Origin of the sequence: Halothermothrix orenii H 168 (genome assembly GCF_000020485.1) — a bacterium.
In the GTDB taxonomy this organism is placed as follows: domain Bacteria; phylum Bacillota; class Halanaerobiia; order Halanaerobiales; family Halothermotrichaceae; genus Halothermothrix; species Halothermothrix orenii.
This window is the reverse complement of sequence record NC_011899.1, coordinates 1,296,996-1,319,173: the sequence shown is the minus strand read 5'-3', so window position 1 is coordinate 1,319,173 and position 22,178 is coordinate 1,296,996. Positions and strand designations below refer to the sequence as shown.

At 36.9% G+C, this 22,178-nt stretch carries 22 protein-coding genes and 1 other RNA gene; 22 read left to right on the top strand and 1 reads right to left on the bottom strand.

Going from position 1 to position 22,178, the window contains the following annotated elements:
* The 10 genes from HORE_RS06390 (at position 1) to aspS (ending at position 13,202) form a co-directional block, all read left to right on the top strand.
* Positions 1-1,680, top strand: coding sequence for an ABC1 kinase family protein (locus HORE_RS06390; RefSeq protein WP_012636157.1), 1,680 nt, complete (start codon positions 1-3; stop codon positions 1,678-1,680).
* 18 nt (positions 1,681-1,698) lie between these two features.
* Positions 1,699-2,046, top strand: a complete 348-nt coding sequence (locus tag HORE_RS12450) for a LapA family protein (protein WP_012636156.1) — start codon at positions 1,699-1,701, stop codon at positions 2,044-2,046.
* A gap of 207 nt (positions 2,047-2,253) precedes the next feature.
* Positions 2,254-4,698 (top strand): single-stranded-DNA-specific exonuclease RecJ, encoded by a 2,445-nt coding sequence (gene recJ / locus HORE_RS06380; protein WP_012636155.1) that lies wholly within the window; start codon positions 2,254-2,256, stop codon positions 4,696-4,698.
* 17 nt (positions 4,699-4,715) lie between these two features.
* Complete coding sequence (locus HORE_RS06375) at positions 4,716-5,228, top strand: adenine phosphoribosyltransferase (protein ID WP_012636154.1); 513 nt, start codon at positions 4,716-4,718, stop codon at positions 5,226-5,228.
* Positions 5,229-5,239: 11 nt separating this feature from the next.
* Positions 5,240-7,390, top strand: coding sequence for a RelA/SpoT family protein (locus tag HORE_RS06370; RefSeq protein WP_012636153.1), 2,151 nt, complete (start codon positions 5,240-5,242; stop codon positions 7,388-7,390).
* Positions 7,391-7,401: 11 nt separating this feature from the next.
* Positions 7,402-7,851, top strand: a complete 450-nt coding sequence (dtd, locus tag HORE_RS06365) for a D-aminoacyl-tRNA deacylase (RefSeq protein ID WP_012636152.1) — start codon at positions 7,402-7,404, stop codon at positions 7,849-7,851.
* Between the two features lie 14 nt (positions 7,852-7,865).
* On the top strand, positions 7,866-8,498 hold the full coding sequence (locus tag HORE_RS06360; protein ID WP_012636151.1) for an MBL fold metallo-hydrolase: 633 nt from the start codon (positions 7,866-7,868) through the stop codon (positions 8,496-8,498).
* 112 nt (positions 8,499-8,610) lie between these two features.
* Positions 8,611-10,098 (top strand): SurA N-terminal domain-containing protein, encoded by a 1,488-nt coding sequence (locus tag HORE_RS12445; RefSeq protein ID WP_012636150.1) that lies wholly within the window; start codon positions 8,611-8,613, stop codon positions 10,096-10,098.
* A gap of 55 nt (positions 10,099-10,153) precedes the next feature.
* Complete coding sequence (hisS, locus tag HORE_RS06350; protein ID WP_012636149.1) at positions 10,154-11,413, top strand: histidine--tRNA ligase; 1,260 nt, start codon at positions 10,154-10,156, stop codon at positions 11,411-11,413.
* A gap of 16 nt (positions 11,414-11,429) precedes the next feature.
* The gene (aspS, locus tag HORE_RS06345) at positions 11,430-13,202 is read left to right on the top strand and encodes an aspartate--tRNA ligase (protein WP_012636148.1); all 1,773 of its coding nucleotides are present in this window, start codon (positions 11,430-11,432) and stop codon (positions 13,200-13,202) included.
* Between the two features lie 52 nt (positions 13,203-13,254).
* On the opposite strand, the gene HORE_RS06340 is transcribed toward aspS, so the two are convergent.
* Positions 13,255-13,551 carry a hypothetical protein gene (locus HORE_RS06340; protein WP_012636147.1) on the bottom strand — a complete coding sequence of 99 codons (297 nt, stop codon included), beginning with the start codon at positions 13,549-13,551 and terminating at the stop codon, positions 13,255-13,257.
* Positions 13,552-13,760: 209 nt separating this feature from the next.
* Here HORE_RS06340 and HORE_RS06335 point away from each other — a divergent pair, with 209 nt between their 5' ends.
* From HORE_RS06335 to HORE_RS06285, 12 genes are all read left to right on the top strand, one after another.
* Positions 13,761-14,279, top strand: coding sequence for a Na+/H+ antiporter subunit E (locus HORE_RS06335; protein WP_012636146.1), 519 nt, complete (start codon positions 13,761-13,763; stop codon positions 14,277-14,279).
* Entirely contained in the window at positions 14,276-14,533 is a 258-nt protein-coding gene (locus HORE_RS06330; protein ID WP_012636145.1) for an MrpF/PhaF family protein, read from the top strand. The genes HORE_RS06335 and HORE_RS06330 overlap by 4 nt, the downstream gene beginning before the upstream one ends.
* A complete protein-coding gene (gene mnhG, locus HORE_RS06325; RefSeq protein ID WP_012636144.1) occupies positions 14,530-14,874 on the top strand; it encodes a monovalent cation/H(+) antiporter subunit G in 345 nt (114 codons plus the stop codon). The genes HORE_RS06330 and mnhG overlap by 4 nt, the downstream gene beginning before the upstream one ends.
* The gene (locus HORE_RS06320; protein WP_041605927.1) at positions 14,874-15,113 is read left to right on the top strand and encodes a Na(+)/H(+) antiporter subunit B; all 240 of its coding nucleotides are present in this window, start codon (positions 14,874-14,876) and stop codon (positions 15,111-15,113) included. Before mnhG ends, HORE_RS06320 begins: the two co-directional genes overlap by 1 nt.
* The gene (gene mbhE, locus HORE_RS06315; protein WP_012636142.1) at positions 15,106-15,831 is read left to right on the top strand and encodes a hydrogen gas-evolving membrane-bound hydrogenase subunit E; all 726 of its coding nucleotides are present in this window, start codon (positions 15,106-15,108) and stop codon (positions 15,829-15,831) included. Before HORE_RS06320 ends, mbhE begins: the two co-directional genes overlap by 8 nt.
* A 1-nt stretch (position 15,832) precedes the next feature.
* Positions 15,833-16,165: a sodium:proton antiporter gene (locus tag HORE_RS06310; protein ID WP_012636141.1), complete on the top strand. Its 333-nt coding sequence runs from the start codon at positions 15,833-15,835 to the stop codon at positions 16,163-16,165.
* Positions 16,165-17,685 (top strand): complex I subunit 5 family protein, encoded by a 1,521-nt coding sequence (locus HORE_RS06305; RefSeq protein ID WP_012636140.1) that lies wholly within the window; start codon positions 16,165-16,167, stop codon positions 17,683-17,685. The genes HORE_RS06310 and HORE_RS06305 overlap by 1 nt, the downstream gene beginning before the upstream one ends.
* 3 nt (positions 17,686-17,688) lie before the next feature.
* A complete protein-coding gene (locus HORE_RS06300; protein WP_012636139.1) occupies positions 17,689-19,209 on the top strand; it encodes a complex I subunit 5 family protein in 1,521 nt (506 codons plus the stop codon).
* Positions 19,210-19,244: 35 nt separating this feature from the next.
* Positions 19,245-19,424: non-coding RNA, 6S RNA (ssrS, locus tag HORE_RS12695), on the top strand.
* Positions 19,425-19,578: 154 nt separating this feature from the next.
* Positions 19,579-20,160 (top strand): 5-formyltetrahydrofolate cyclo-ligase, encoded by a 582-nt coding sequence (locus HORE_RS06295; protein ID WP_012636138.1) that lies wholly within the window; start codon positions 19,579-19,581, stop codon positions 20,158-20,160.
* Entirely contained in the window at positions 20,156-21,499 is a 1,344-nt protein-coding gene (locus HORE_RS06290; RefSeq protein ID WP_041606471.1) for a replication-associated recombination protein A, read from the top strand. The genes HORE_RS06295 and HORE_RS06290 overlap by 5 nt, the downstream gene beginning before the upstream one ends.
* A 13-nt stretch (positions 21,500-21,512) precedes the next feature.
* Positions 21,513-22,139, top strand: coding sequence for an IMPACT family protein (locus HORE_RS06285; protein ID WP_012636136.1), 627 nt, complete (start codon positions 21,513-21,515; stop codon positions 22,137-22,139).
* The last annotated feature ends 39 nt before the right edge of the window (positions 22,140-22,178 follow it).

Genomic DNA, 22,178 nt, shown 5'->3' with positions numbered 1-22,178 from the left:
ATGAAGCTTAATATTTCCAGACAATACCGCCATCTAAAGAGGTACCGTCAAATAGCACAGGTGCTGGTAAAAAATGGCCTCGGTTTTTTATTAGAACATCTTGACTTGACCAAATATTTACCGGTTAAGCACAGGGTCAATAAAGAAGAGATTAAAGCTGACAGGTTTAGCCTGGCCCGGCGGTTAAGGGCGGTATTACAGGAGCTTGGTCCTACTTTTATTAAATTCGGGCAATTAATGAGTACCAGACCTGATATTCTACCTCCGGTCTATATACAGGAGTTGAGAAAACTACAGGATAAGGTCACTCCATTACCTTTTGAAGATATTGAAAAGGTCCTGATCCAGGAATTGGGTGAGAGTTACAGAGAATTATTTAAAGATCTGGAAGAAACTCCCGAAGCTGCTGCTTCCATTGCCCAGACCCACCGGGCCACATTACATGATGGCTCTGATGTTATTTTAAAGATTAGAAGGCCGGGTATTGAAAAGACAATAAAGGTTGACCTTGAAATTTTACATAATCTTGCTTCTATTATAGATGAAAGGGGATTGATTTTACAATTTATTAAGGCTACATCCCTGGTAGAAGAATTCAGTAATACCCTCAAAAAAGAACTGAACTTTCAAATTGAAGTTGCTAATGTGACAAGATTTAAGAATAATTTTAAAGATCATAAATATATACTGGCCCCTGATGTTTATGAAAGGTTATCTACAAAAAGGCTAATAACTATGGAGAGGATAAAAGGGAAAAAATTAAGTCAGGTGGTCAAAGGTGAAGGCCTTGGGCAGGTTAACAGGGGATTTCTGGCCAGGCTCGGAGCTAAATCGTTGATGAAACAGGTCCTGCTGGATGGCTTTTTTCATGCTGATCCTCATCCAGGTAATATTATTGTAGTTGGATCAGATAAACTGGCCTATATTGATTTTGGGATGATGGGTCAGTTAACCCAGAGTGACCGGGACAAATTGAGTCTGTTATTTGTTGCTGTTCTTAAAAAAAATATTGATATGATAGTTGACATTTTGATAGAACTTGGAATTACCACTAAATCAGTAAATATTAGAAAACTCAAACTTGATATACAGGATTTAATAAATAGGTATTATGGCATTGATCTGAAAGATATTGAATTCTCGGTGGTTATTGAAGATTTACAGAAAATACTTTATAATTATAGTATTAGTTTACCCCAGGAATTTTTTCTTCTAATCAGGGCTATTAGTGTCAGTGAAGGGGTTGGTTTTATGCTGGACCCTTCACTTAATTTAGCTGAAGTTGGGAATAGTTTTCTGAGAGAGCTTATGTTAAGTCAATTTAAGTTAGATAATATTGCTGGTAGGATTGTGGACAGGCTCTGGACTTTCAGGAAATCCACCAGTGGTTTACCGCAAAAGTTTAGTAATATAATTGAAAAGATTATAGATGATGAGGTTACTATAAGGTTTAAACATATTAACCTGGAAGGATTGATTAATAAAATTGACATTATTTCTAACCGGCTTTCTGTAAGCCTGATAATTTCAGCTCTGGTTATTGGTTCTTCTATGATAATTCAGACTGAGATGAAACCACTGGTTTTTGGAATACCATTTCTTGGCTTTGCCGGGTATTCTATAGCAGGAATTATGGGTATCTGGTTAATTATAGCTATTTTCAGATCTGGTAGATTTTAATAAATGGGGGCTGATAAAATGCAGGCTAATCTTATCCTTGGGTTGATTTTTGCCCTGTTGATTGCTATCTTTTCTATACAGAATGCTCAGTCGGTATCCCTGTTTCTTTTTAGCTGGAGGTTTGAAATTTCTTTAGTGGTTATTACACTGGGGAGTATGGCCCTGGGGGCTTTATTGATGGGGATACCTGCCTATATCAAACAGTTGAAGTTAAGGAGAAGATTAAAGAGTATAGAAAAAGAGAATAAAGACCTTGAAGAAAGGCTTGGAGTATTAACAAATGAATTTGAGGACCTGAGAAAGGAAAAGAAAGTGATGGAACAAACCCCGGAAGGGGAGAATAATATTGATAATCAAGAAGTATAAGGACACTGTATAGTTAAGAGCTATTATTGGGGAGTTATTATAAATTCCTGGAAGCTGGAAAGAAGCTTACCAGGGTTTTTTGTTTTAATGATCGTTGACTTTAAAGCATGTCATGTTCTCAGAGTATTTTTTCTCTGGACAATGATAACCAAAATTTAAGGAGGATTTTCGGAAAAAATCGGGAAAATAATTAAAAGGTGATAGTTAATGAAGAAAAAATGGCAGTTTATTAAACAGAAACTGGATGGTTCTTTAAATGATCTGGAACCAGTTTTACAATCCATCCTTTATAGCCGGGGGATTACTGACAGGGACGAAATAAACCGGTTTTTATCCTGCCGTATTCAGGATCTTCATTCCCCCTTTTTAATGAAAGATATGGGAAAAGCAGTGGACCGGATTTTAACGGCCATTGAAAGTGGTGAGAAGATAATAGTATATGGGGATTATGATGTTGATGGGATAACCTCAACTGCCCTTCTTTTTTTATATTTTAAAAAAAGGCTTGGTTATGAAGTAGATTATTATCTTCCCAATCGTTTAAAAGAAGGTTATGGTTTAAATAAAGAAGCCCTCGATAAAATAATAAATAAAAACTATGATCTGATGTTAACTGTTGATTGTGGGATAAGTGGCCTGGAAGAAGTGGAGTATGCTACGCGGAAGGGTCTGGAGGTAATAGTTACTGATCACCATCAGCCCGCAAAAAAGCTTCCCCCAGCTATAGCTGTACTGGATCCTCACCGTAAAGATGACAAATACCCTTTTAAATACCTGGCGGGAGTAGGTGTTGCCTTTAAGTTGTGTCAGGCTCTTGAAAAAGAGATTAAAGGACATGAGATTTCTGATTTTTTATTACGGTTAATAGATATTGTTTCCCTGGGTAGTATCGCTGATATAGTCCCCTTACTTGGTGAAAACAGAATTATCGTGAAACGGGGGTTAAGTGAACTTAATGATACTTCTAATAAAGGGTTAAGGGTGTTAATGGATAAGTTAAGCCTGGATGGTAAAGATTTAAATGCAGGCCATATCGGTTATATTATGGCCCCACCCTTAAATGCGGCGGGAAGGATGGAAGACCCTTCTCTGGGGATTGAGTTATTGACCACTGACTCCATTGATAAAGCAAAAGAGATAGCTAACAGGTTAATAAATTTAAACAAGAGCAGACAGGCTGAAGAAGAAGAAATCTTTGAAGATGCAGTAAAAATGATCGAAAAAACTGTTGATTTAAATAAAGATAAGGGGATAGTTCTGGCCTCTCCTGACTGGCATCACGGGGTAATAGGGATAGTTGCTTCACGGCTGGTTGAAAAGTATTATCGTCCTGTTATTATGATTTCCCTTGAAGACGGTATTGGCAAAGGGTCCTGTCGTAGTATCGAAGGGCTGAATATTTATAAAGCCCTGGATTTTTGCTCTAGTTATCTACTTTCCTATGGGGGGCACGAGCAGGCAGCTGGTTTAGCTATAAATAAAGAGGATATAGAACAGTTCCGGGATACTTTTCTTGATTATGTGGACAGTGTTTTATCACCAGAGGATTTAATCCCAGTACTGAAACTTGATAGTATTTTAAAACCCGGGCAAATTAACTTAAATTTTTATAAAACCCTTAAACAACTTGAGCCCTATGGGGTAGGTAATCCTAAACCCAGATTTTTTCTGAGTAATATGCAATTTAATAAACTGAGGACGGTGGGCAGGGATGGAAAACATTTAAAATTTACCCTTGATAAGGGTTTGAAGGGTATTGGTTTTGATTTTGGAGATAAGCTTATAGAATTTAAAAATAAAAAGGTGGACCTGGCTTTTTATTTAACCTTGAACACCTGGAACGGTGCAGAAGAAGTGGAATTACAATTACTTGACGTTAATGTAAAGGAGAGTATTAATTATTATCCCATCTATTTTAAGTCAGATGGTCTTGAGTTTGCTGATAAAAGGGGTTGCCAGAATAGAATTGAATATATAAATTCTTTAAGGGAAAACAATTCTAAAATAGCAGTATATTTAAATAATACGGCTTTGTTAAAGACTCTCGAGCAAAAATTATCCGAAACGGGTCAAGTTTATACTGGGGGAAGTGACATATTAGAAGAGTTTAATAGACTTAAAAAAGGAATTTTCTTATTTACCGGTAATAGATTACCTGGAAATTTAAGTGTTAAAGACCTGGTTTTCTGGTCTCTACCTTTTTCAATTAAACAGATGAAGGGCATAATTAACAGGGTATCCCGAGAAGATAAACTCAGGGTTCATTTGATCTATGGCAAAAAAGAACATGATCTGAATGTTAAAATACTTAAAACAATGTTACCAGATAAAGAGTTTCTGCGTAAGTTTTATACTGTTTTACAGCATTATTACCAAAAAGAATTCCGGGTAAATGAACTGATAGAACGGCATTACCGTAATTATAATAAAAAATTAATAGAAAAAAGCCTCTCCATATTAAAGGAGATTGAGTTAATTAAATTTAATGGAAAGAGGGTTAGTATATTACCTCGTCCTGCAGAAAAACTGGACTTATCCCGGTCAATGGGTTATAATGAAACTATTACTGCAACAAGGGAATTTGGTAGTTTTTCCACACTTGCTTTTGAGGATAATTTATTTAAATTAATTAATAAATTGAATGAAGATTAACAGGAGGAGGAAGAGCAATGGAATTAAAAAAGTTTATCAGAGATATCCCGGACTTCCCTAAAAAAGGAATCATTTTTAAGGATATAACCCCACTTTTAAAAGATAAAGAGGCTTTTAACCTGGCTATTGAAAAGATGAAGGACTATTATAAGGATTTTGATATTGATTATATTGTGGGAATTGAAGCCAGGGGATTTATAATAGGGACTCCCCTCGCTTTAGCATTAAATAAAGGGTTTATCCCCATTAGAAAACCCGGTAAATTACCTGCTGAAAGGATTTCAACCAGTTATGAACTGGAGTATGGTACCAATGAAATAGAAATTCATCGTGATGCTATTCAGCCTGGTGATAAAATATTACTGGTAGATGATCTCCTGGCTACCGGAGGAACAGTAAAGGCTGCTATAGAATTAATCAATAAATTACAGGGAGAGATTGTAAGTTTAGGGTTTTTAATTGAACTAGTTGATCTGAAAGGGAGAGAGAAACTGGAAGGTTATGATGTTTTTACATTACTCCAGGAATGAAGGGATAAAATATGCAGCTTAAGAATTTATTATTGAAAATAAAAGAATATACTACAAATCCTGATCTGGAACTGGTAAAAAGGGCTTACAATTTTGCTAAAGATGCTCATGAGGGACAGTTCCGGGTTTCAGGAGAACCCTTTATAGAGCATCCCCTCGGGGTTGCCTGTATTCTGGCCGAGTTAGAACTTGATATTATTTCTATCTCGGCTGCTTTATTACACGATGTTGTTGAGGATACTTCAGTTACCAGTAAAAATATAGAAGAAGAGTTTGGAGATGAAATAGCCCTGTTAGTGGATGGTGTGACCAAACTGACCAGGCTTGAGTTTAAATCAAAAGAAGAACATCAGGCCGAAAATTTACGGAAAATGTTTCTGGCCATGTCTGAGGATATAAGGGTGGTTTTAATAAAACTGGCTGACAGGCTTCATAATATGAGGACCTTACGCTTTCTTGCGAAGGAAAAACAGGTAGAGAAGGCTAAAGAAACCCTGGAAATATATGCTCCTCTGGCTCACCGCCTTGGAATGTCCAGATTAAAATGGGAGCTTGAAGATTTGAGTTTTAGATTTATTGATTCCAAAATGTATTATGAAATTGCAGAAAAAGTTGCTGCCAACCGTAAACAGAGAATTAGAGATATAAAGGAAGCTATAAAAATTCTTAATGATAAACTGGGTAACCAGGGAATACTGGCAGAGATATATGGTCGGCCTAAACATCTTTATAGTATATATCAAAAAATGAAAAGAAAAGAAGTTGATTTTAATGAGATATACGACCTGACAGCAATTAGAATTATTGTAAATTCTGTTAAAGAATGTTATGAAGTCCTGGGAATAGTTCATGAAATCTGGAAACCTATTCCCGGTCGCTTTAAAGATTATATTGCCATGCCTAAATCAAATATGTATCAATCCCTTCATACAACAGTAATCGGTCCCAAAGGGGATCCCCTGGAGGTTCAGATCAGGACACCGGAAATGCACAGGACGGCTGAATATGGTATTGCTGCCCACTGGAAATATAAAGAGGGGAAAACCGGTAAAGATGATTTTGAAGAAAAACTCTCCTGGTTGAGGCAGATACTGGAGTGGCAGAAAGACCTCAAAGAACCCCAGGAATTTATTGAAAACTTAAAGATTGACCTCTTTGAAGATGAAGTTTTTGTTTTTACACCAAAGGGTGATGTCATTTCTCTTCCTACAGGGAGTACCCCCGTTGATTTTGCCTACAATATTCATACAGAAGTGGGTCATAGCTGTGTTGGAGCCAAAGTTAACGGGAAAATTGTCCCCCTTGAATACCGTATGAGCAATGGTGATATTGTAGAAATATTGACTTCGAAAAATAGTACAGGTCCCAGTCGTGACTGGTTAAAGTTTGTAAAAACATCAAGGGCAAGAAGTAAGATAAAAAGGTGGTTTAAACAGCAGGAAAGGGACCAGATAATACAGAGAGGTAAGGAATTATTTGATCGGGAGTTAAAAAGACTTAATGTGGAACTTAAAGAGGATGCAAAAGAAAAAGAACTGGTTGAAATAGCCCGAAAAATGGGGAAAAATAATGCCGATGAGCTTTTTGAGGTCATTGGTTATAATCAGGTTAGCCCCAAAACTATTATAAATAAACTGCCTTCAGTCCAGATTAAAGAAGAGAGCCAGCTTGAGAAACTGAAGAAAACTCCCAGGAGGAGAAAGTCTACCAGTAAAGGTGTAAAGGTTGAAGGAATGGATGATCTACTTGTTAGAATTGCTAAATGCTGTAATCCCGTTCCTGGTGATAAAATAATCGGGTATATTACCAGGGGAAGGGGGGTTTCCGTTCATCGTACTGATTGTCCCAATCTTCTACAATTATCAAAACGGGATAAAAACAGGTTAATAAATGTTTACTGGAATAACTACAGGACTGATTCTTATGAAGTTAACCTGGTTATAGATGCATTTAACAAAAAGGCTCTGTTAAATGATATTACTTCTCTTATTAAAGAAGAGGATGTTAATCTGTTATCGGTCATGGCCAGGACTGACCGTTATAACCGGGCCAAAATTGAATTATCACTGGAGTTAAGCAGTCTGGAGCATATGAGGGATATTATAAATAAACTTGAAAAAATAACTGGTGTTCTTTCTGTTAAACGGGCAAAACCAACCTAAGGAGTGATGTTATGAGGGCTGTTGTTCAACGGGTAAAAGAAGCCAGTGTTACTGTTGCAGGTGATATAAAAGGAAAAATAGATAAGGGTTTACTTGTCTTTGTGGGAATTGGAGAAGGTGATACTGAAGAAGATGTCAGATATCTGGTAGATAAAATAGTAAATCTGAGAATTTTTGAAGATGATACTCATAAAATGAATCTTTCTGCCCTGGACCTTAACAGGGAAATACTGGCTGTGTCCCAGTTTACCCTGTATGGTGATTGTCGGAAAGGAAGGAGACCTAATTTTACTGGAGCTGCTAAACCCCGGTATGCTGAAAAAATGTATGATACTTTTGTGAAATTCCTGAAAAATACCGGTCTCAAGGTAGAAGAAGGCGTATTTCAGGCAATGATGGAAGTAAATCTAATAAATGATGGACCTGTAACCATTTTACTTGATAGTAATAAACAATTTTAAGGTGGTGACCTTATTTGATTTTTAAGAGAGTACCGGTCGGGGTCAATTATACTAACTCCTATATAATAGGACAGGAAGATGGTAATGGAATAATAGTAGACCCCGGTGATGAAGCACGGAAATTACTTTCTTCAGTTGAGGATTTGAAGATTAATTTGACAAAAATAATCATTACACATGCCCATTTTGACCATATAGGAGCGGTAGAGTATTTGAGGGAAGAGACCGGGGCTGAGGTTTTGATACATGAAAAGGAAAATGAATTTTTGAAGGATCCTGATAAAAATCTTTCCTTTCTTATCGGAAAGGAAATTGTTTGCCAGGGAGCAGATACTTTACTGGGTGATGGTGATGTTATCGGGGTAAGTAATGGGCTGTCATTTGAAGTAATTTTTACTCCTGGACATAGTCCCGGTGGTATCTGTCTCTATAATAAGGAAGATAACTATTTACTGAGTGGTGATACTATTTTTTTCAGGGGAGTAGGGAGAACTGATTTTCAATTTGGAAATGAAAAAAAACTCATACAGTCAATTGAAAATAAAATCCTGATTCTCCCTGAAGATACAGTTGTTTACCCGGGTCATGGTGCCAGCACGACTATTGGTGATTTTAAAAATAATTACTGGGAGACAGCAAGGGGATAAGTTGACATTGCCGTTTTAATAGGTTAAAATGATTAAAGGTTAAACTTTTCTTGTAGTAGTAAATTATGTAATGATATAGTTTTCACTTTTTATTTCTGAAAGGAGTGTAAGGATGTTTAAAAAATTAAGGAATTATAGTAAATACATTATCTATTTTGTGGTAGCTGCACTGGTTTTAACAGGAGCCTTTTTAGGTTTTGGAGCTTACAGGAATAGTAGCCCGGCTGCTTCATCTGTTATAGACCCTAATTATATTGCCAGGGTAAATGATACCAGTATACCCCGGGAAACCTATTATCAATATTTACAGAATAATGCCCAGTTTGCCCAGTTAAGCAGAGAACAACAGGTTCCCTATCGATTAAATTTATTAAATCAATTAATTGAACGGGAATTGCTTTTACAGGAAGCAGAAAAACTGGGTATTGAGTCAAACCCTACTGATAAAGAGGTAAAAGAACAGATTAATAAGATGCTGGAGGCTTATAATATAACCGAAGAAAAGCTAAAGGAATTACTGGATTCAAGGGGTATTAAATATGAAGATTTTAAAGAAGATATTAGACATAATATCAAAACCAGCAATATAATCAGAAAAACAATAGAACACACTTATAAAGGGGTTGAGGTTTCCGAGGATGAAATCAGGGAAGCCTACGAAAAAGTTCGTCCAGCTTTAATAGCTGTAAATATAGAAGGTGAAAAGAAAAAAGAGGCCAGAGCAAAAATTGAAAAGGCCTTAAAGGAATTAGAAGAAGGGAAGGCCTTTGGTGAAGTAGCAGCAAAATACTCTGATCTTAAACTTAAAGACGGAGATTTAGGATTTATTGGCAGGAACAATGGATTTTTACCCCAGGAAGTACTTGATAAAGCCTTTGAACTCGAAAAGGGCAAAACCAGTGATATTATTGAAGGAGAAAAAGGTTATTATATTGTAAAAGTCATTGATAAAAAACTGGCCAGGGGAGAAGAATTTGAAAAGTCAAGAGAAGAATTGAAAGACCAGCTCTTAAAGCAAAAACAGAATAGAACCTATCAGAACTGGCTCAGAGATACCAAAAAGCAGGCCGATATTGAGATATATGACCCCGTATTGAATGGCTATAAAGCCTTACAGGAACAAAATTATACTGAAGCTATTAATGATTTCAAGATAGCTTTAGATTATAATGCTGCCCCCATTGTTTATGTATACCTGGCCCGTGCTTATCATGGTAAAGGAGATGACCAGGAGGCCATTAAGGTTTTTGAGGAGGCCCTTAAAGATAATTCGGAGAGCTGGTATCTTCATTACAATTTCGGTAATTTATATGCTGATATTGATAAAAAAGACCTGGCTATTAAAGAATTTAAAAAGGCTTCTGAACTGGCCGGTAAAGATATTCAGGCCCATTACAGGCTCTATCTTGCTCTGGCTGGACTCGGGGCTAAAGAAGAGGCCGAACATGAATCTGACATAGTTAAAAAACTACAAAAAGAGATTGAAGAGGCCAGAAAGGAACTTCAGGAGCAGGTAAATGAATCAAGGGATAATAATGAATTGAAATCAGATTCCGTTGAAAAAGCCCAGACTAATAATGGCAGAACTGAAAATAAATAATTAATTTCCCAGGCTTTTAACACATCAATGAAAATTGTAATAAAAGGGTGATAATATGGATGTAAAGGCACCACGGGGGACAAATGATATTTTGCCCCCCGTTTCTTTAAAATGGCAGTATATTGAAGATACAGCAAGACGTATTTTTCAAATGTATAACTATAAAGAAATTAGGACTCCTATATTTGAGTATACAGAGTTATTTCAGCGGGGAATTGGTGAAACAACAGATATTGTTGAAAAAGAGATGTATACCTTTGAAGATAAAGGTGGACGGAGTATTACTTTAAGGCCCGAAGGAACAGCTTCAGTGGTCAGGGCTTTTTTAGAACATAAAATTTATGGACAGGTTCAGCCTACTAAGTACTTTTATATAGGTCCCATGTTCAGGTATGAGAGACCACAGGCCGGTAGATTTAGGCAGTTTCACCAACTGGGGGTTGAAGCCTTTGGTTCCAATGATCCTGCCCTTGATGCTGAAGTTATTGCCCTGGGACTCGATATTTTAAAACGGTTAGGCTTAACAGATGTAGAAGTCTTTATCAATAGTATTGGTTGTCCAGAGTGTCGGGCAAGATATTCAGATGAACTAAAGCAATATTTAGAGTCACATCAGGACAGGCTCTGTAAAGATTGTAAAGCAAGACTCAATAAAAATCCCCTGCGTATCCTGGATTGTAAAAATGAAGAATGTTCACTGGTGATTAAAAATGCCCCTAAAATACTGGATTATTTATGTGATAATTGCAGGGTTCACTTTGAGGATGTTCAGGAATATCTGGACTTACTGGGTATTAAATACAGGGTTGATCCAACCCTGGTCAGGGGACTGGATTACTATACCAACACTGCCTTTGAAATTAAATTTAAAGAACTGGGTGCTCAGGATGCTATTTTTGGTGGCGGTCGTTATAATGGGTTAACAGAAGAAATAGGTAATAAGTCTATTCCGGGAATTGGTTTTGCTGTGGGAATTGAAAGGCTTATTCTTGCTCTTGATAAAAAGGGGATAAAGTTACCTGTTAATGACAGTATTGATGTATACCTGGTTACAATTGGTGAACGAGCCAAGCGGGCGGCTTTTAACTATACATATTTATTAAGAGAATCAGGTATTACAGCAGAGATAGATTATCTGGGCAGAAGTATTAAAAGCCAGATGAAGTCTGCTGACAGGACAGGTGCCAGTTATACTATTATAATCGGTGATAGTGAACTGGATTCAGGTAAAGCAACTGTAAAGAATATGAGGACCGGTGAACAGGTTGAAATTATGCTTGCCAATCTTATAGAGGAAATGCAAAAGCTAGTATGAAGGAGGAAGTTAATTGATGGCTGAGAGTATAAATGGACTTAAGAGAACACACTATGCCGGAAAGATTTCTACCCAACAAATAGGTAAAAAGGTAACTGTAATGGGTTGGGTACAGAAGAGAAGAGATCATGGGGGAGTAATTTTTATTGACCTCAGGGATAGATCTGGTATTGTCCAGGTGGTTTTTAATCCTGATAATAATGAGCGGGCTTTTAAAAAGGCTACTGAATTGAGGTCTGAGTACGTAATTGCTGTAGAAGGAGAGGTTGAAAAGAGGCCGGAAGGTAACATTAATCCAGACATTCCCACCGGTGAAATAGAAATCAGGGGAAATAGATTAAGAATACTGGATGAATCTGAGACCCCTCCCTTTGAAATAGATGATGATATAAATGTAGGGGAGGATTTGCGGTTAAAGTATAGATATCTTGACCTGAGGAGACCCCGCATGAAAAAGAATTTAGAACTCCGACACAGGGTCATGAAGACTACCCGGGATTACCTTGATGACAATGGATTCTGGGAAGTTGAGACGCCGATTTTAACCCGTAGTACTCCGGAAGGAGCCAGGGATTATCTGGTGCCCAGTAGAATTCACCCCGGTCATTTTTATGCCCTGCCCCAGTCTCCCCAGCTTTTTAAACAGCTGCTAATGGTAGGTGGGGTTGAAAGATATTTTCAGATAGCCCGTTGTTTCCGGGATGAAGATTTAAGGGCAAATAGACAACCGGAGTTTACCCAGATTGATATTGAAATGTCATTTATAGATAAAGAGGATGTTTTCTCACTGGTAAATGGTCTTATGAAAAGATTATTTGCCCTTGTTGATATTGAGATTCCGGAAAAAATTCCTGTTATGCCTTACCAGGAAGCAATAGATAGGTTTGGTTCAGATAAACCTGATTTAAGGTTTGGTATGGAACTAAAGGATGTTTCTGATGTAGTCAAAGATAGTGAATTCAGGGTTTTTAGCGGGGTTGTAAAGGATGGAGGTCAGGTGAAGGGCATTAACTTTAAAGGTGGTGCCATCTCACCCAGGAGTAAGATTGATGGTTATACAGATTATGTAAAAATATTTGGAGCTAAAGGCCTTGCCTGGATTGCTTTAAAGGAAAATGGTCTTAAGTCACCGATTGCCAAGTTTTTATCTGAAAAAGAGCTTGAAGGCATAAAAGAAAAAATGGGTGCCCAAACTGGAGACTTACTCCTGTTTGTAGCCGATAAGCCCTCGATTGTCGCTGATGCTCTGGGGAACCTCAGACTTAAGATTGCCAGGGAAGAGGGTTTAATTCCTGATGGTGTTTATAAATTTGTCTGGGTAGTTGATTTTCCCTTGATGGAGTATGATGAGGATGAAGGTCGTTATGTAGCCAAACACCACCCTTTCACTGCTCCTCTAGATGAAGATATTCCATTACTTGATAGTAATCCTGAAAAAATTAGATCCAAGGCCTATGATTTTGTATTAAATGGTGAAGAACTGGGTGGGGGAAGTATCCGTATTAATAATAAAGATCTCCAGATGAAAGTTTTTAATGCCTTAAATATAAGTGAAGAAAAAGCCAGTGACAAATTTGGGTTTTTATTGGAAGCCTTTAATTATGGGGCTCCACCCCATGGCGGTATAGCCTTTGGACTGGATCGTTTATTAATGGTATTAAGTGGTTCAGAATCCATGAGAGATGTTATTGCCTTCCCCAAAACCCAGAAGGCATCATCACCATTAACAGAGGCTCCATCAACAGTTGCCGAGAAACAGCTTCGAGAACTCCATATAAAAATAGATTAGAAAACTAACACCTTCTGATTTCTTACTTAACTTTTTTTCTTTTGCCTGTTCTTTATATTATTTTAGGTTTCTGTTTATTAAAAAGGGATGTTATATCATGTATGGCACTTGAACCCCGTGATATAATAATCCCTGTTATTATCTGGTCTATTAATGGGTTACGGACCCCTATATTTAGTTTTTCAAGAATACCAATACTGGTAGTTATACACAGGGCAATACCAACAACAGCAGCCACGACACGGCTGCTGTTTCCTTTTAAAACGGGAAAAGCAGCCTTTATTCCATTAACAACAACTTCTACGATGATGGCCAGAATAAAGATAGTGGTTAAAGATTCAGCTATCATGGGACCACTCCTTGAATCTCTATTACTACAGATTATGTAACAGAGTCTTTTTTTATGTAGACTTCCATACGCAATTATCCGGTAATTATGATTTATAAAGAAAAACAATAAAACCATTGTCAAGCTACATCAGGTTATGATAGACTTATGATAGGAATTAAATGATTGTAATAAAGTTACATCCAGATTTTAAAATGAGGGGTTAAATTATGAAGAAAAATAAAAAAGGAAGGGTCTTTACTTTTATATTTGTTTTTCTTGTCTGGATGTTATTAACAGCCAGCCCGGGTAAGGATACTCTTTTACTGGGGATAATTGTTTCCCTGGTATCCAGCTTTCTTTTCAGTGATATGTTATTCAGATTTTCTTCAAGGACTTATTCCTTTAAAGTATATGTCCGGAAAATATTATTAATGATATTATTTATATTTGTATTTTTTTATGAAGCCTTTGTTGCCGCTATTAAAGTAGCCCGACATGCTTTTGAAAAGACTCCCAGTTTTTCACCGGGGATTGTCAAAGTAAAGACCAGTTTAACCAATGTATCAGCCATTACAATTCTGGCCAATTTGATTACACTGACCCCCGGTACTTTAACCCTTGATTTTGATACCAGTGAAAGGTCCTTTTATATACACTGGATAGATGTACACACTGAAGAAGAAGCTGAAACCAGAAAGGCCTTAATTGAGAGGTTTGAAAGGTGGCTTGGAGTGATTTTTAGATGATAATATTTATGAGTATTTTTTTATCATTACTGGCAATTATGTGTCTATATCGTGTTATAGTCGGCCCCACTATTCCTGATAGGTTGATTGCAGCCGATTCTATCGGTGTTCTCCTGTCTATGGTTATCCTGATGGTGGGATTATATTTTAATATAGAAATATTAATAGATGTAGTCCTGGCTTATGCGGTTTTGTTATTTGTAGATGTCCTTATTTTTGCTAAATATTTTGAGCATAAGGAGTTATTTAAATGAATTATTTAAGGGTTATTATTTCCTATATATTATTTGGATTGGGTGGCTTTTTTGGGGTAGTAACAGTCCTGGGATTATTGAGATTTCCTGACTTATATACCAGGATGCATGCCGGGGCAGTTGCCCTTACCATAAGTGCGGTTTTGATATCAGTTGGTGCTTCTATATATGTCTGGGAATTTTACCTGAGCTTGAAAATTCTTTTAATTGGTTTTTTCTTTCTTATTTCCAATCCCATGGCTACCCATGCCATTGCCCGGGCTTCCTACCGTAAAAAAATAGCAAAACCGGATAAATATAAAAAGGATGAATACTCATTATATCTCGGGAATGATGATTGATGATAATTCTTGAAGGTATTTTACTGGTTTTCCTGGTAGTGACAGCAACAATAACGGTATGTTTTAGAAATATTTTAAACTCCGTACTGGCCTTTTCTATCTTTTCTATTGTTCTCTCTATTTTGTACCTGGTCTACCAGGCTCCGGATGTCTCACTGGCTGAAGCGGTTATAGGTGCAGGAATAAATACCGCAATATTTATTACAGCTATTAGCCAGGTGAGGAGGGATAATGATTAATATTCAAAGGAAAAAATTAAAAAATATCTTTGTTGGCATTATACTTTTAACACTGGGATTAATTCTGGCAGGTTACTTTAATAAACTTCCTCTGAATTCAACTTTTAACTCAGCATCTGATCATTATATTAAAGAAGGGGTAAGGGAGAGTGGTTCCTTAAATCTGGTGACTTCAATTTTATATGATTATCGTGCTTTTGACTCCCTGGGAGAAAGTACGGTTATATTTGCCGCTGTAAGTGGTATAGTTTTAATTCTATCAAGGAAAAGGTTGCCGGTATCATCCAGGGGTTTAACCTTTATTGTTAAAAGGACCTTCGGGCTTTTAACTCCTTTTATCTTTTTATTTAGTATTTACCTCATGCTCCATGGCCATCTTTCTCCGGGTGGTGGATTTCAGGGAGGGGTAATTCTGGCAGTTATTTCCATTATTTTTAGTGTTGTTTACGGTAGTGCCTTTGATTATAATAAATATAGTCCTGACAGTAAAACCATTATTGAGACCGGAGGAGCCCTGGTTTTTATTATTGTAGCCATTTTAGGTATTTTAATAGATGGAATATTTTTGAGCAACTTACCCATCTTTAAAGCCAGGATAGGTAAAATTATCAGTGCCGGTAGTATTCCCCTGATTAATATAAGTATAGGTTTTAAAGTCGGGGCCGGACTTGCTATTATGTTTTATAGTATGATCCAGAAAACCTTTGAGGAGGATTAAAGTGTTATATCACCTGGTGTTTATCCTGCTATTCATGTTGGGCTTTTATACATTACTAACTAAAAAGAATTTAATAAAGATAGTTATCGGATTAAATATCATGGAAGCTTCGGTCCTCTTCTGGTTAATAGCTATTTCTGACCGTGGAAAAGCGCCAATTATGAATATGGAAGATATGGTCGAAAAGGTAAGTGATCCCTTGCCTCAGGCTTTAGCCCTGACAGCAATTGTTATCGGGGCCAGTACGACTGCTTTATTATTGACCTTAATTATTGAATTAAGTAAACATCGGGATACAGTTAACATTGATGAATTAAAGGGGCTGGATGACTAATGTCTTTGTCAATATTAATGTTAATCATAATACCCCTGTCTACTGCCTTTTTAATTCCATTAATTGATATCATAAATAAGCGTCTGAGAAAATACCTCGTAGTCGGTGTCTCGTTTCTGGAAGTAATATTGATTGGAAGAATTATTATTGATTACAGGGTTGAAGGCTATAAGGATTATTTTAGTTATTATTTACTGGGAGGATGGGGTCCTGAAATAGGAATTAATATTGCCGTTGATGGACTGGGATTATTTTTCACCATCCTGATTAATATAGCCATGTTTTTAATTATTTTATATTCGATTGGTTTTATAGGTCACCATGAGGGCAAATATTATGTGCTGCTCTTTTTACTCTTTGCTGCTATGCAGGGTGTAGTTTTAACTGGTGATATATTTAATCAGTATGTATTTATAGAATTAATAACGGTAGCATCGGCTCCTCTGGTGGCGTTTACCAGGACCGAAAAGGGGACAGAGGCAGGAATAAAATACTTAATATATGGTATTATCAGTGGTCTGTTATTTTTCATTGGAATAGTTATAATATACCAGACTACCGGGGCTTTGAACATGGCTATAGTGGCTGATAGATTTAAGCATATACCTTTAACCACCAGAAATTTTATTAAAGTTATTTTCCTTACAAGTTTATTGATAAAATTGGGGGTATTCCCATTTCATTTCTGGCTGGCCAAAGCCCACAGTGCCTGTCCCAGTTCTATAAGTGCTCTCCTATCAGGTTTACTATTGAAGGTTTATATCTATGTTTTCATCAGGTTGTTCTGGACGGTTTTTGGAATAAACCAGGGTGATAAACTTTTACCGGTTATAATTTATATGGCTCTGGTATCATCCCTGCTGGGTCATATTTTTGCCTTGCAGGAAGAGGATATAAAGAGAGTACTTGCCTTTTCAAGTATAGCCCATACAGGTATTATTATTGGTTCCCTGTTTCTGGGGAGTATTTCAGGTGTCTACGGAGGGTTAATACATGTAATAAGCCATTTAACTATGAAAATAACACTTTTCCTGGGGGTTGGATATTTATTAAAGTTTACCTCAGAACACAGGATAAAAAAGTTAAAGGGGATAGCTTATATTAACCCCCCTGTTACCTTAAGTATTTTTACAGCCGGACTGGCTATGATTGGTATACCTCCACTGAATGGGTTTTATGGTAAATGGTTTATCTTAAAAGCTTTTCTGGAAAAAGGCCATTACTTTGGGGCTTTTGTTGTTCTTTTTGGAAGCTTTCTGTCAGTTATCTATTATCTCAGGATTTATAAATACATGATTACCAGAGTAAACGTAGATTATAATGAAAATAATATTTTTGAAACCAGTGTTCTGTTTCCAGGATTTCACCGGGAGCAAGCTGTTGTAATGGTTGTGCTAATATTTTTTGGATTAGTAGTTTTATCTGGTTTTTTTTATTACAGATTTGATGGCCCATTGCTGGGTGCTGCTGAAGCATTACTTGATAATGGCAAATACATTAGCCAGCTGCTGGGGAGATAAATCATGATTCCATTAATGGATTTAATTGATATTACTAATATAAATATGTACCTCGCATTGACCGCTTTTATTATTAATATGCTAACAATTGTAGCCGGGTGTTATTACTTTAAAGAAGGGAAATATATATATATATTCCTGAACCTGGGTACATTAATAGCTTCTCTGATCGTTATTTTAACTTCTGACTGGGTTATATTTTTAGTGGCCTGGGAACTTGTAACTTTATTTACTGCTATAATGATCTTTAGAAAAGATTTCAACCTGGGGGTTCAATATTTTTTAGTCCAGCTTGCAGGGACTTCCCTGTTACTACTGGCTGTTGCCATAATTATAAATCATGGGTATGATAAGATAGGGTATTTAAATGAAGTCAGTTTACAGACTCTTTTAATTATTGGGGTCGGAACTAAAAGTGCTCTGTTTGGCCTCCATTTCTGGTTGCCAGTAGTTCATAGTAAAGCTCCTTCTCCCATAAGTGCCCTTCTCTCGGGTTGGGTTGTTAATCTTGGCTATATACTTCTGGCCAGAACTCTCCCCGGTGATAACCGCTTACTCTTTTTTCTTGGGGTTTTAATGATAATTTATGGTGGGTTGAGGGCTCTTGCTTCCGGTGACTATAAACTAATACTTGCCTATAGTACTATAAGTCAACTGGGTTATATTGCCCTGGGGTTGGGAATTGGATCCAGTTATGGGAAGGCAGGGGCTTTAATTCATATATTAAGTCATGGTCTGGCCAAAACAGTGTTATTTATAGGTAGTGGCTACTGGGAACAGGAATACCGTGGTCGGGTTATATTTAATTTTAAAAAACCTTTTTTAAAGCAACCAGGTAATTATATAAGTTCAGTAATGGCCTTATTGTCTTTAATGGGGATTATATTTTTCCCCGGTTATCTTAGCAAATATTATTTAAAATATAGCTTGCCAGGTGGTTTTGCAGGAGAGTTTTTAATTCACTTGACCGGAATAGTAACATTTTTATACGGATTCAGGCTCCTCTGGTTTGCTTTTTTTAAGGATTTAGGTAGTAATTTCAGGTTAAATAAGGTCAAGATTGGTGACTTAACGGTATTAAGGTCCAGCTGGCCACAGATTACCGGAATTTTAATTATGTTAATTGTTATGTTAAAGCCTGATTTAGTTTATACCCGGCTTGTGCATGGCAAACCCACTCTTTTTACCTTTCATAATGTCATTATTCTTTTTGCCGATGCTACCACAGCAATTATTATCCTTGTGATTTTTAAAGGAATAAAAAAGTATTTAAAACCCTGGCCTGATTTCAAAAAAATATTCAGGGCTCTGTTTGTGAGGGTTATTAAGTTATCCCGCAAACTGTACCGGACCCTGGATACAGAAAAAGTATTTGAGGGGTATTTTTATAATTTTATAAGGAACCTGGCTGCTATTATTTACAGGGCAGTTTATGTTTCTTTTCAATTTCAATTACTGTGGATTCCTGTTATATTCTTACTTTTACTGGTATATCTCAGCCTTGCAACGGCCAATGTTTTGTGATAATATATATTTGAACTTGAGATATGTATGAACAGTAAGTTCTGCCATGTCCGTGATGGTTAATTTAGTTTTGGCCAACACCAAATAGAAAGGGAGCCTGGACTCTGCCTGCGGCGTATATGCCTTTAACAGAGGGACATACAAACCAGGTAGGAGGGCACCCACCTGGAAGACAGGGACCAAAATAAATGACCACACGGCATGGCGGAACCGTTAAATAAAGTGATATAAAAAAGATTTCATTTTTAAAAAACTAACCATACAGGGTTAGTTTTTTTTATGCCGGGTTTTAATTTATTTTTTCTTCATATTGGTGTAAATTTTTGATATTATATATAAGATAATATATTATATAAAGGGTGGTCAGGTGTGCAGACCAAGGCTGAATTGAGAAAGTTATTTATGGGATTTAGAAGTAGTATTAACCCTGAAAGAAGACATGAGTTGAGTATTAGTATAAATAATAAATTTTTGAATTTACGTGAAGTGAGTGTGGCTCAAGAGATTATGTGTTATGTTTCTACTGGTAGTGAGGTAGAAACCAGAGACTTAATAACTAAACTAATCGGTTATGGTAAACAGGTCCTTGTACCTTACTGCATTACTGATAAAAAGGAAATTAAGATTAGCCCTATTAAAGACCTTGAAAATGATCTTGTTGAAGGTGCCTACGGAATTCCGGAACCGCAAAATCGTGTTGATACCCCCTTAAAAGGACTTGATATTGTTATTGTCCCCGGGATTGTTTTTTCCAGGGATGGTTATAGAATAGGTTATGGGGGAGGTTATTATGACAGGTTTCTGGTCAAACTACCAGACAATGTATTAACAGTTGGTTTTACTTACCATGCTTTACTTCTGGATAACCTTCCAATTGACCGTTATGACCAGCCTGTAGACATGGTAATAACGGAACGCGAAACATTGGTAACCGGGGGTGGTAATTATTAATCTTTTTGAACAAAATTCTGAGAGTAATGACAAAAATAGACCACTGGCTTATCGAATGCGGCCGGGAAACCTCGATGAATTTTATGGACAGGAAGATGTGATTGGGCCGGGGAAACCACTGCGCCGGGCCATTGAAGCTGACCGGGTCCAGTCTTTAATATTATATGGTCCGCCCGGTTGTGGTAAGACGAGTCTGGCTCAAGTAATTGCCAGAAAAACAGAGGGTAAATTTATAAGAATTAATGCTGTGACTTCAGGGGTAAGCAAAATCAGGGAAGTCATAGATAAAGCAAGTAAAAACCGCTCTCTTCATGGCATTAAAACTATTTTATTTATTGATGAAATCCACCGTTTTAATAAATCACAACAGGATGCCCTTTTGCCTGCAGTTGAAAGTGGAACCATAACCCTTATCGGGGCAACAACCGAAAACCCTTATTTTGAAGTAAACTCACCACTTTTATCACGCTCCCGGATAGTTCGTTTAAAACCACTGAAAAAAGAAGATATAATTAAAATTTTAAAAAATGCCCTTAATAATGAAGAGAGGGGTCTAGGGAATTATAATATAGATATAAGTCAAGATGCCCTCCAGTATTTAGCTTCAATTGCCGGTGGTGATGCCAGAACTGCTTTAAATGGACTGGAAATTGCTGTTCTGACTACCCCTCCTGATAAAGAGGGAATTATACATATTAATAAAAATATTATTTCTGAGTCGCTACAAAAAAAGCTACTTAAATACGATAAACAGGGGGATAACCATTATGATGTAGTTTCTGCTTTTATAAAGAGTATGAGAGGGTCAGATCCCGATGCTGCCCTTTTCTGGTTGGCCAGAATGCTGGAATCAGGTGAAGACCCCCGTTTTATAGCCAGAAGAATTATTGTACATGCTGCTGAAGATGTGGGTATGGCTGACCCTATGGCTCTTGTTGTTGCTACTTCAGCTGCCAATGCTGTTGAATATGTAGGTTTACCTGAAGCCAGAATTCCCCTGGCTGAGGCTGTAATATATATTGCTACAGCCCCTAAAAGTAATTCAGTCATAACAGGTATTGATGCTGCTTTAAATTATGTAAAAAATAATGATACTGGGGAGGTGCCTCTTCACTTAAGGGATGCCCATTATAAAGGAGCCAGAAATCTAAAACACGGGTTAGGATATAAATATCCCCATGATTATCCCTACCATTATGTTAAACAACAATATGTCCCTGATGAGGTAACTGGAACAGAGTTTTATAAACCCGGTCAGCAGGGCCGGGAGAAAAAGATAAAGCAGAGGCTTGATTTTTTAAAAAATCTTAATAGTAATGATGATGTAGAGGGTAAATAGAGGGGGAGTAAATATGGGTAAGGTATTTTTCACTCCTGACAGGCAAGTGGAAGTTGTTTATAAAGTAAAGGATAGTAAGTTTTACGGTAATATTAGCAGGGTAGATTCTGAAGAGGAGGTCAGGAAATTTATTAATAATATAAAATCTACATACCATGATGCTACCCATAATGTGTCAGCTTATAAAATAGGAGAAGGTGACAGGGCTTTAAAATATTCTGATGACGATGGAGAACCGGCCGGTTCGTCTGGTCCTCCGGTTTTAAGGGCAATAGAAGGTGAGGGTTTGACCAATACTGTAATAGTAGTTACTAGGTATTTTGGTGGTACCAAATTAGGAATTGGTGGTTTAATAAGGGCTTATGGTAATACAGCCAGATTGGCAATAAAGGAATCAGGAAAAAAGAAATTAACCCTGCAATATAAAATAAAGGTTTTAACAAATTATGATAAACTGGGGACAGTTCTGGGTCAGTCAGAGGCTTTTCACTCCCGGATTCTGTCAACTGAATATGAGAATGACAGGGTTGTAGTCACCCTTAGGATCAACCCGGATTTTTTTACAAAATTTAAAGATGTATTAATTGAACTAACGGGAAACAGGGTTGAAGTCAAAAAAAGTGGAGAGGTGTACATATAGTACGCCCAGTAGACTGTCAGAACGACCATGCAGTAATTG

Excerpts from the sequence above, each read along its gene's own strand:
- HORE_RS06390 (WP_012636157.1), top strand. The coding sequence starts at position 1 with ATGAAGCTTAATATTTCCAGACAATACCGCCATCTAAAGAGGTACCGT.
- HORE_RS12450 (WP_012636156.1), top strand. The coding sequence starts at position 1,699 with ATGCAGGCTAATCTTATCCTTGGGTTGATTTTTGCCCTGTTGATTGCT.
- recJ (WP_012636155.1), top strand. The coding sequence starts at position 2,254 with ATGAAGAAAAAATGGCAGTTTATTAAACAGAAACTGGATGGTTCTTTA.
- HORE_RS06375 (WP_012636154.1), top strand. The coding sequence starts at position 4,716 with ATGGAATTAAAAAAGTTTATCAGAGATATCCCGGACTTCCCTAAAAAA.
- HORE_RS06370 (WP_012636153.1), top strand. The coding sequence starts at position 5,240 with ATGCAGCTTAAGAATTTATTATTGAAAATAAAAGAATATACTACAAAT.
- dtd (WP_012636152.1), top strand. The coding sequence starts at position 7,402 with ATGAGGGCTGTTGTTCAACGGGTAAAAGAAGCCAGTGTTACTGTTGCA.
- HORE_RS12445 (WP_012636150.1), top strand. The coding sequence starts at position 8,611 with ATGTTTAAAAAATTAAGGAATTATAGTAAATACATTATCTATTTTGTG.
- hisS (WP_012636149.1), top strand. The coding sequence starts at position 10,154 with ATGGATGTAAAGGCACCACGGGGGACAAATGATATTTTGCCCCCCGTT.
- aspS (WP_012636148.1), top strand. The coding sequence starts at position 11,430 with ATGGCTGAGAGTATAAATGGACTTAAGAGAACACACTATGCCGGAAAG.
- HORE_RS06340 (WP_012636147.1), bottom strand. The coding sequence starts at position 13,551 with ATGATAGCTGAATCTTTAACCACTATCTTTATTCTGGCCATCATCGTA.
- HORE_RS06335 (WP_012636146.1), top strand. The coding sequence starts at position 13,761 with ATGAAGAAAAATAAAAAAGGAAGGGTCTTTACTTTTATATTTGTTTTT.
- HORE_RS06330 (WP_012636145.1), top strand. The coding sequence starts at position 14,276 with ATGATAATATTTATGAGTATTTTTTTATCATTACTGGCAATTATGTGT.
- mnhG (WP_012636144.1), top strand. The coding sequence starts at position 14,530 with ATGAATTATTTAAGGGTTATTATTTCCTATATATTATTTGGATTGGGT.
- HORE_RS06320 (WP_041605927.1), top strand. The coding sequence starts at position 14,874 with ATGATAATTCTTGAAGGTATTTTACTGGTTTTCCTGGTAGTGACAGCA.
- mbhE (WP_012636142.1), top strand. The coding sequence starts at position 15,106 with ATGATTAATATTCAAAGGAAAAAATTAAAAAATATCTTTGTTGGCATT.
- HORE_RS06305 (WP_012636140.1), top strand. The coding sequence starts at position 16,165 with ATGTCTTTGTCAATATTAATGTTAATCATAATACCCCTGTCTACTGCC.
- HORE_RS06300 (WP_012636139.1), top strand. The coding sequence starts at position 17,689 with ATGATTCCATTAATGGATTTAATTGATATTACTAATATAAATATGTAC.
- HORE_RS06285 (WP_012636136.1), top strand. The coding sequence starts at position 21,513 with ATGGGTAAGGTATTTTTCACTCCTGACAGGCAAGTGGAAGTTGTTTAT.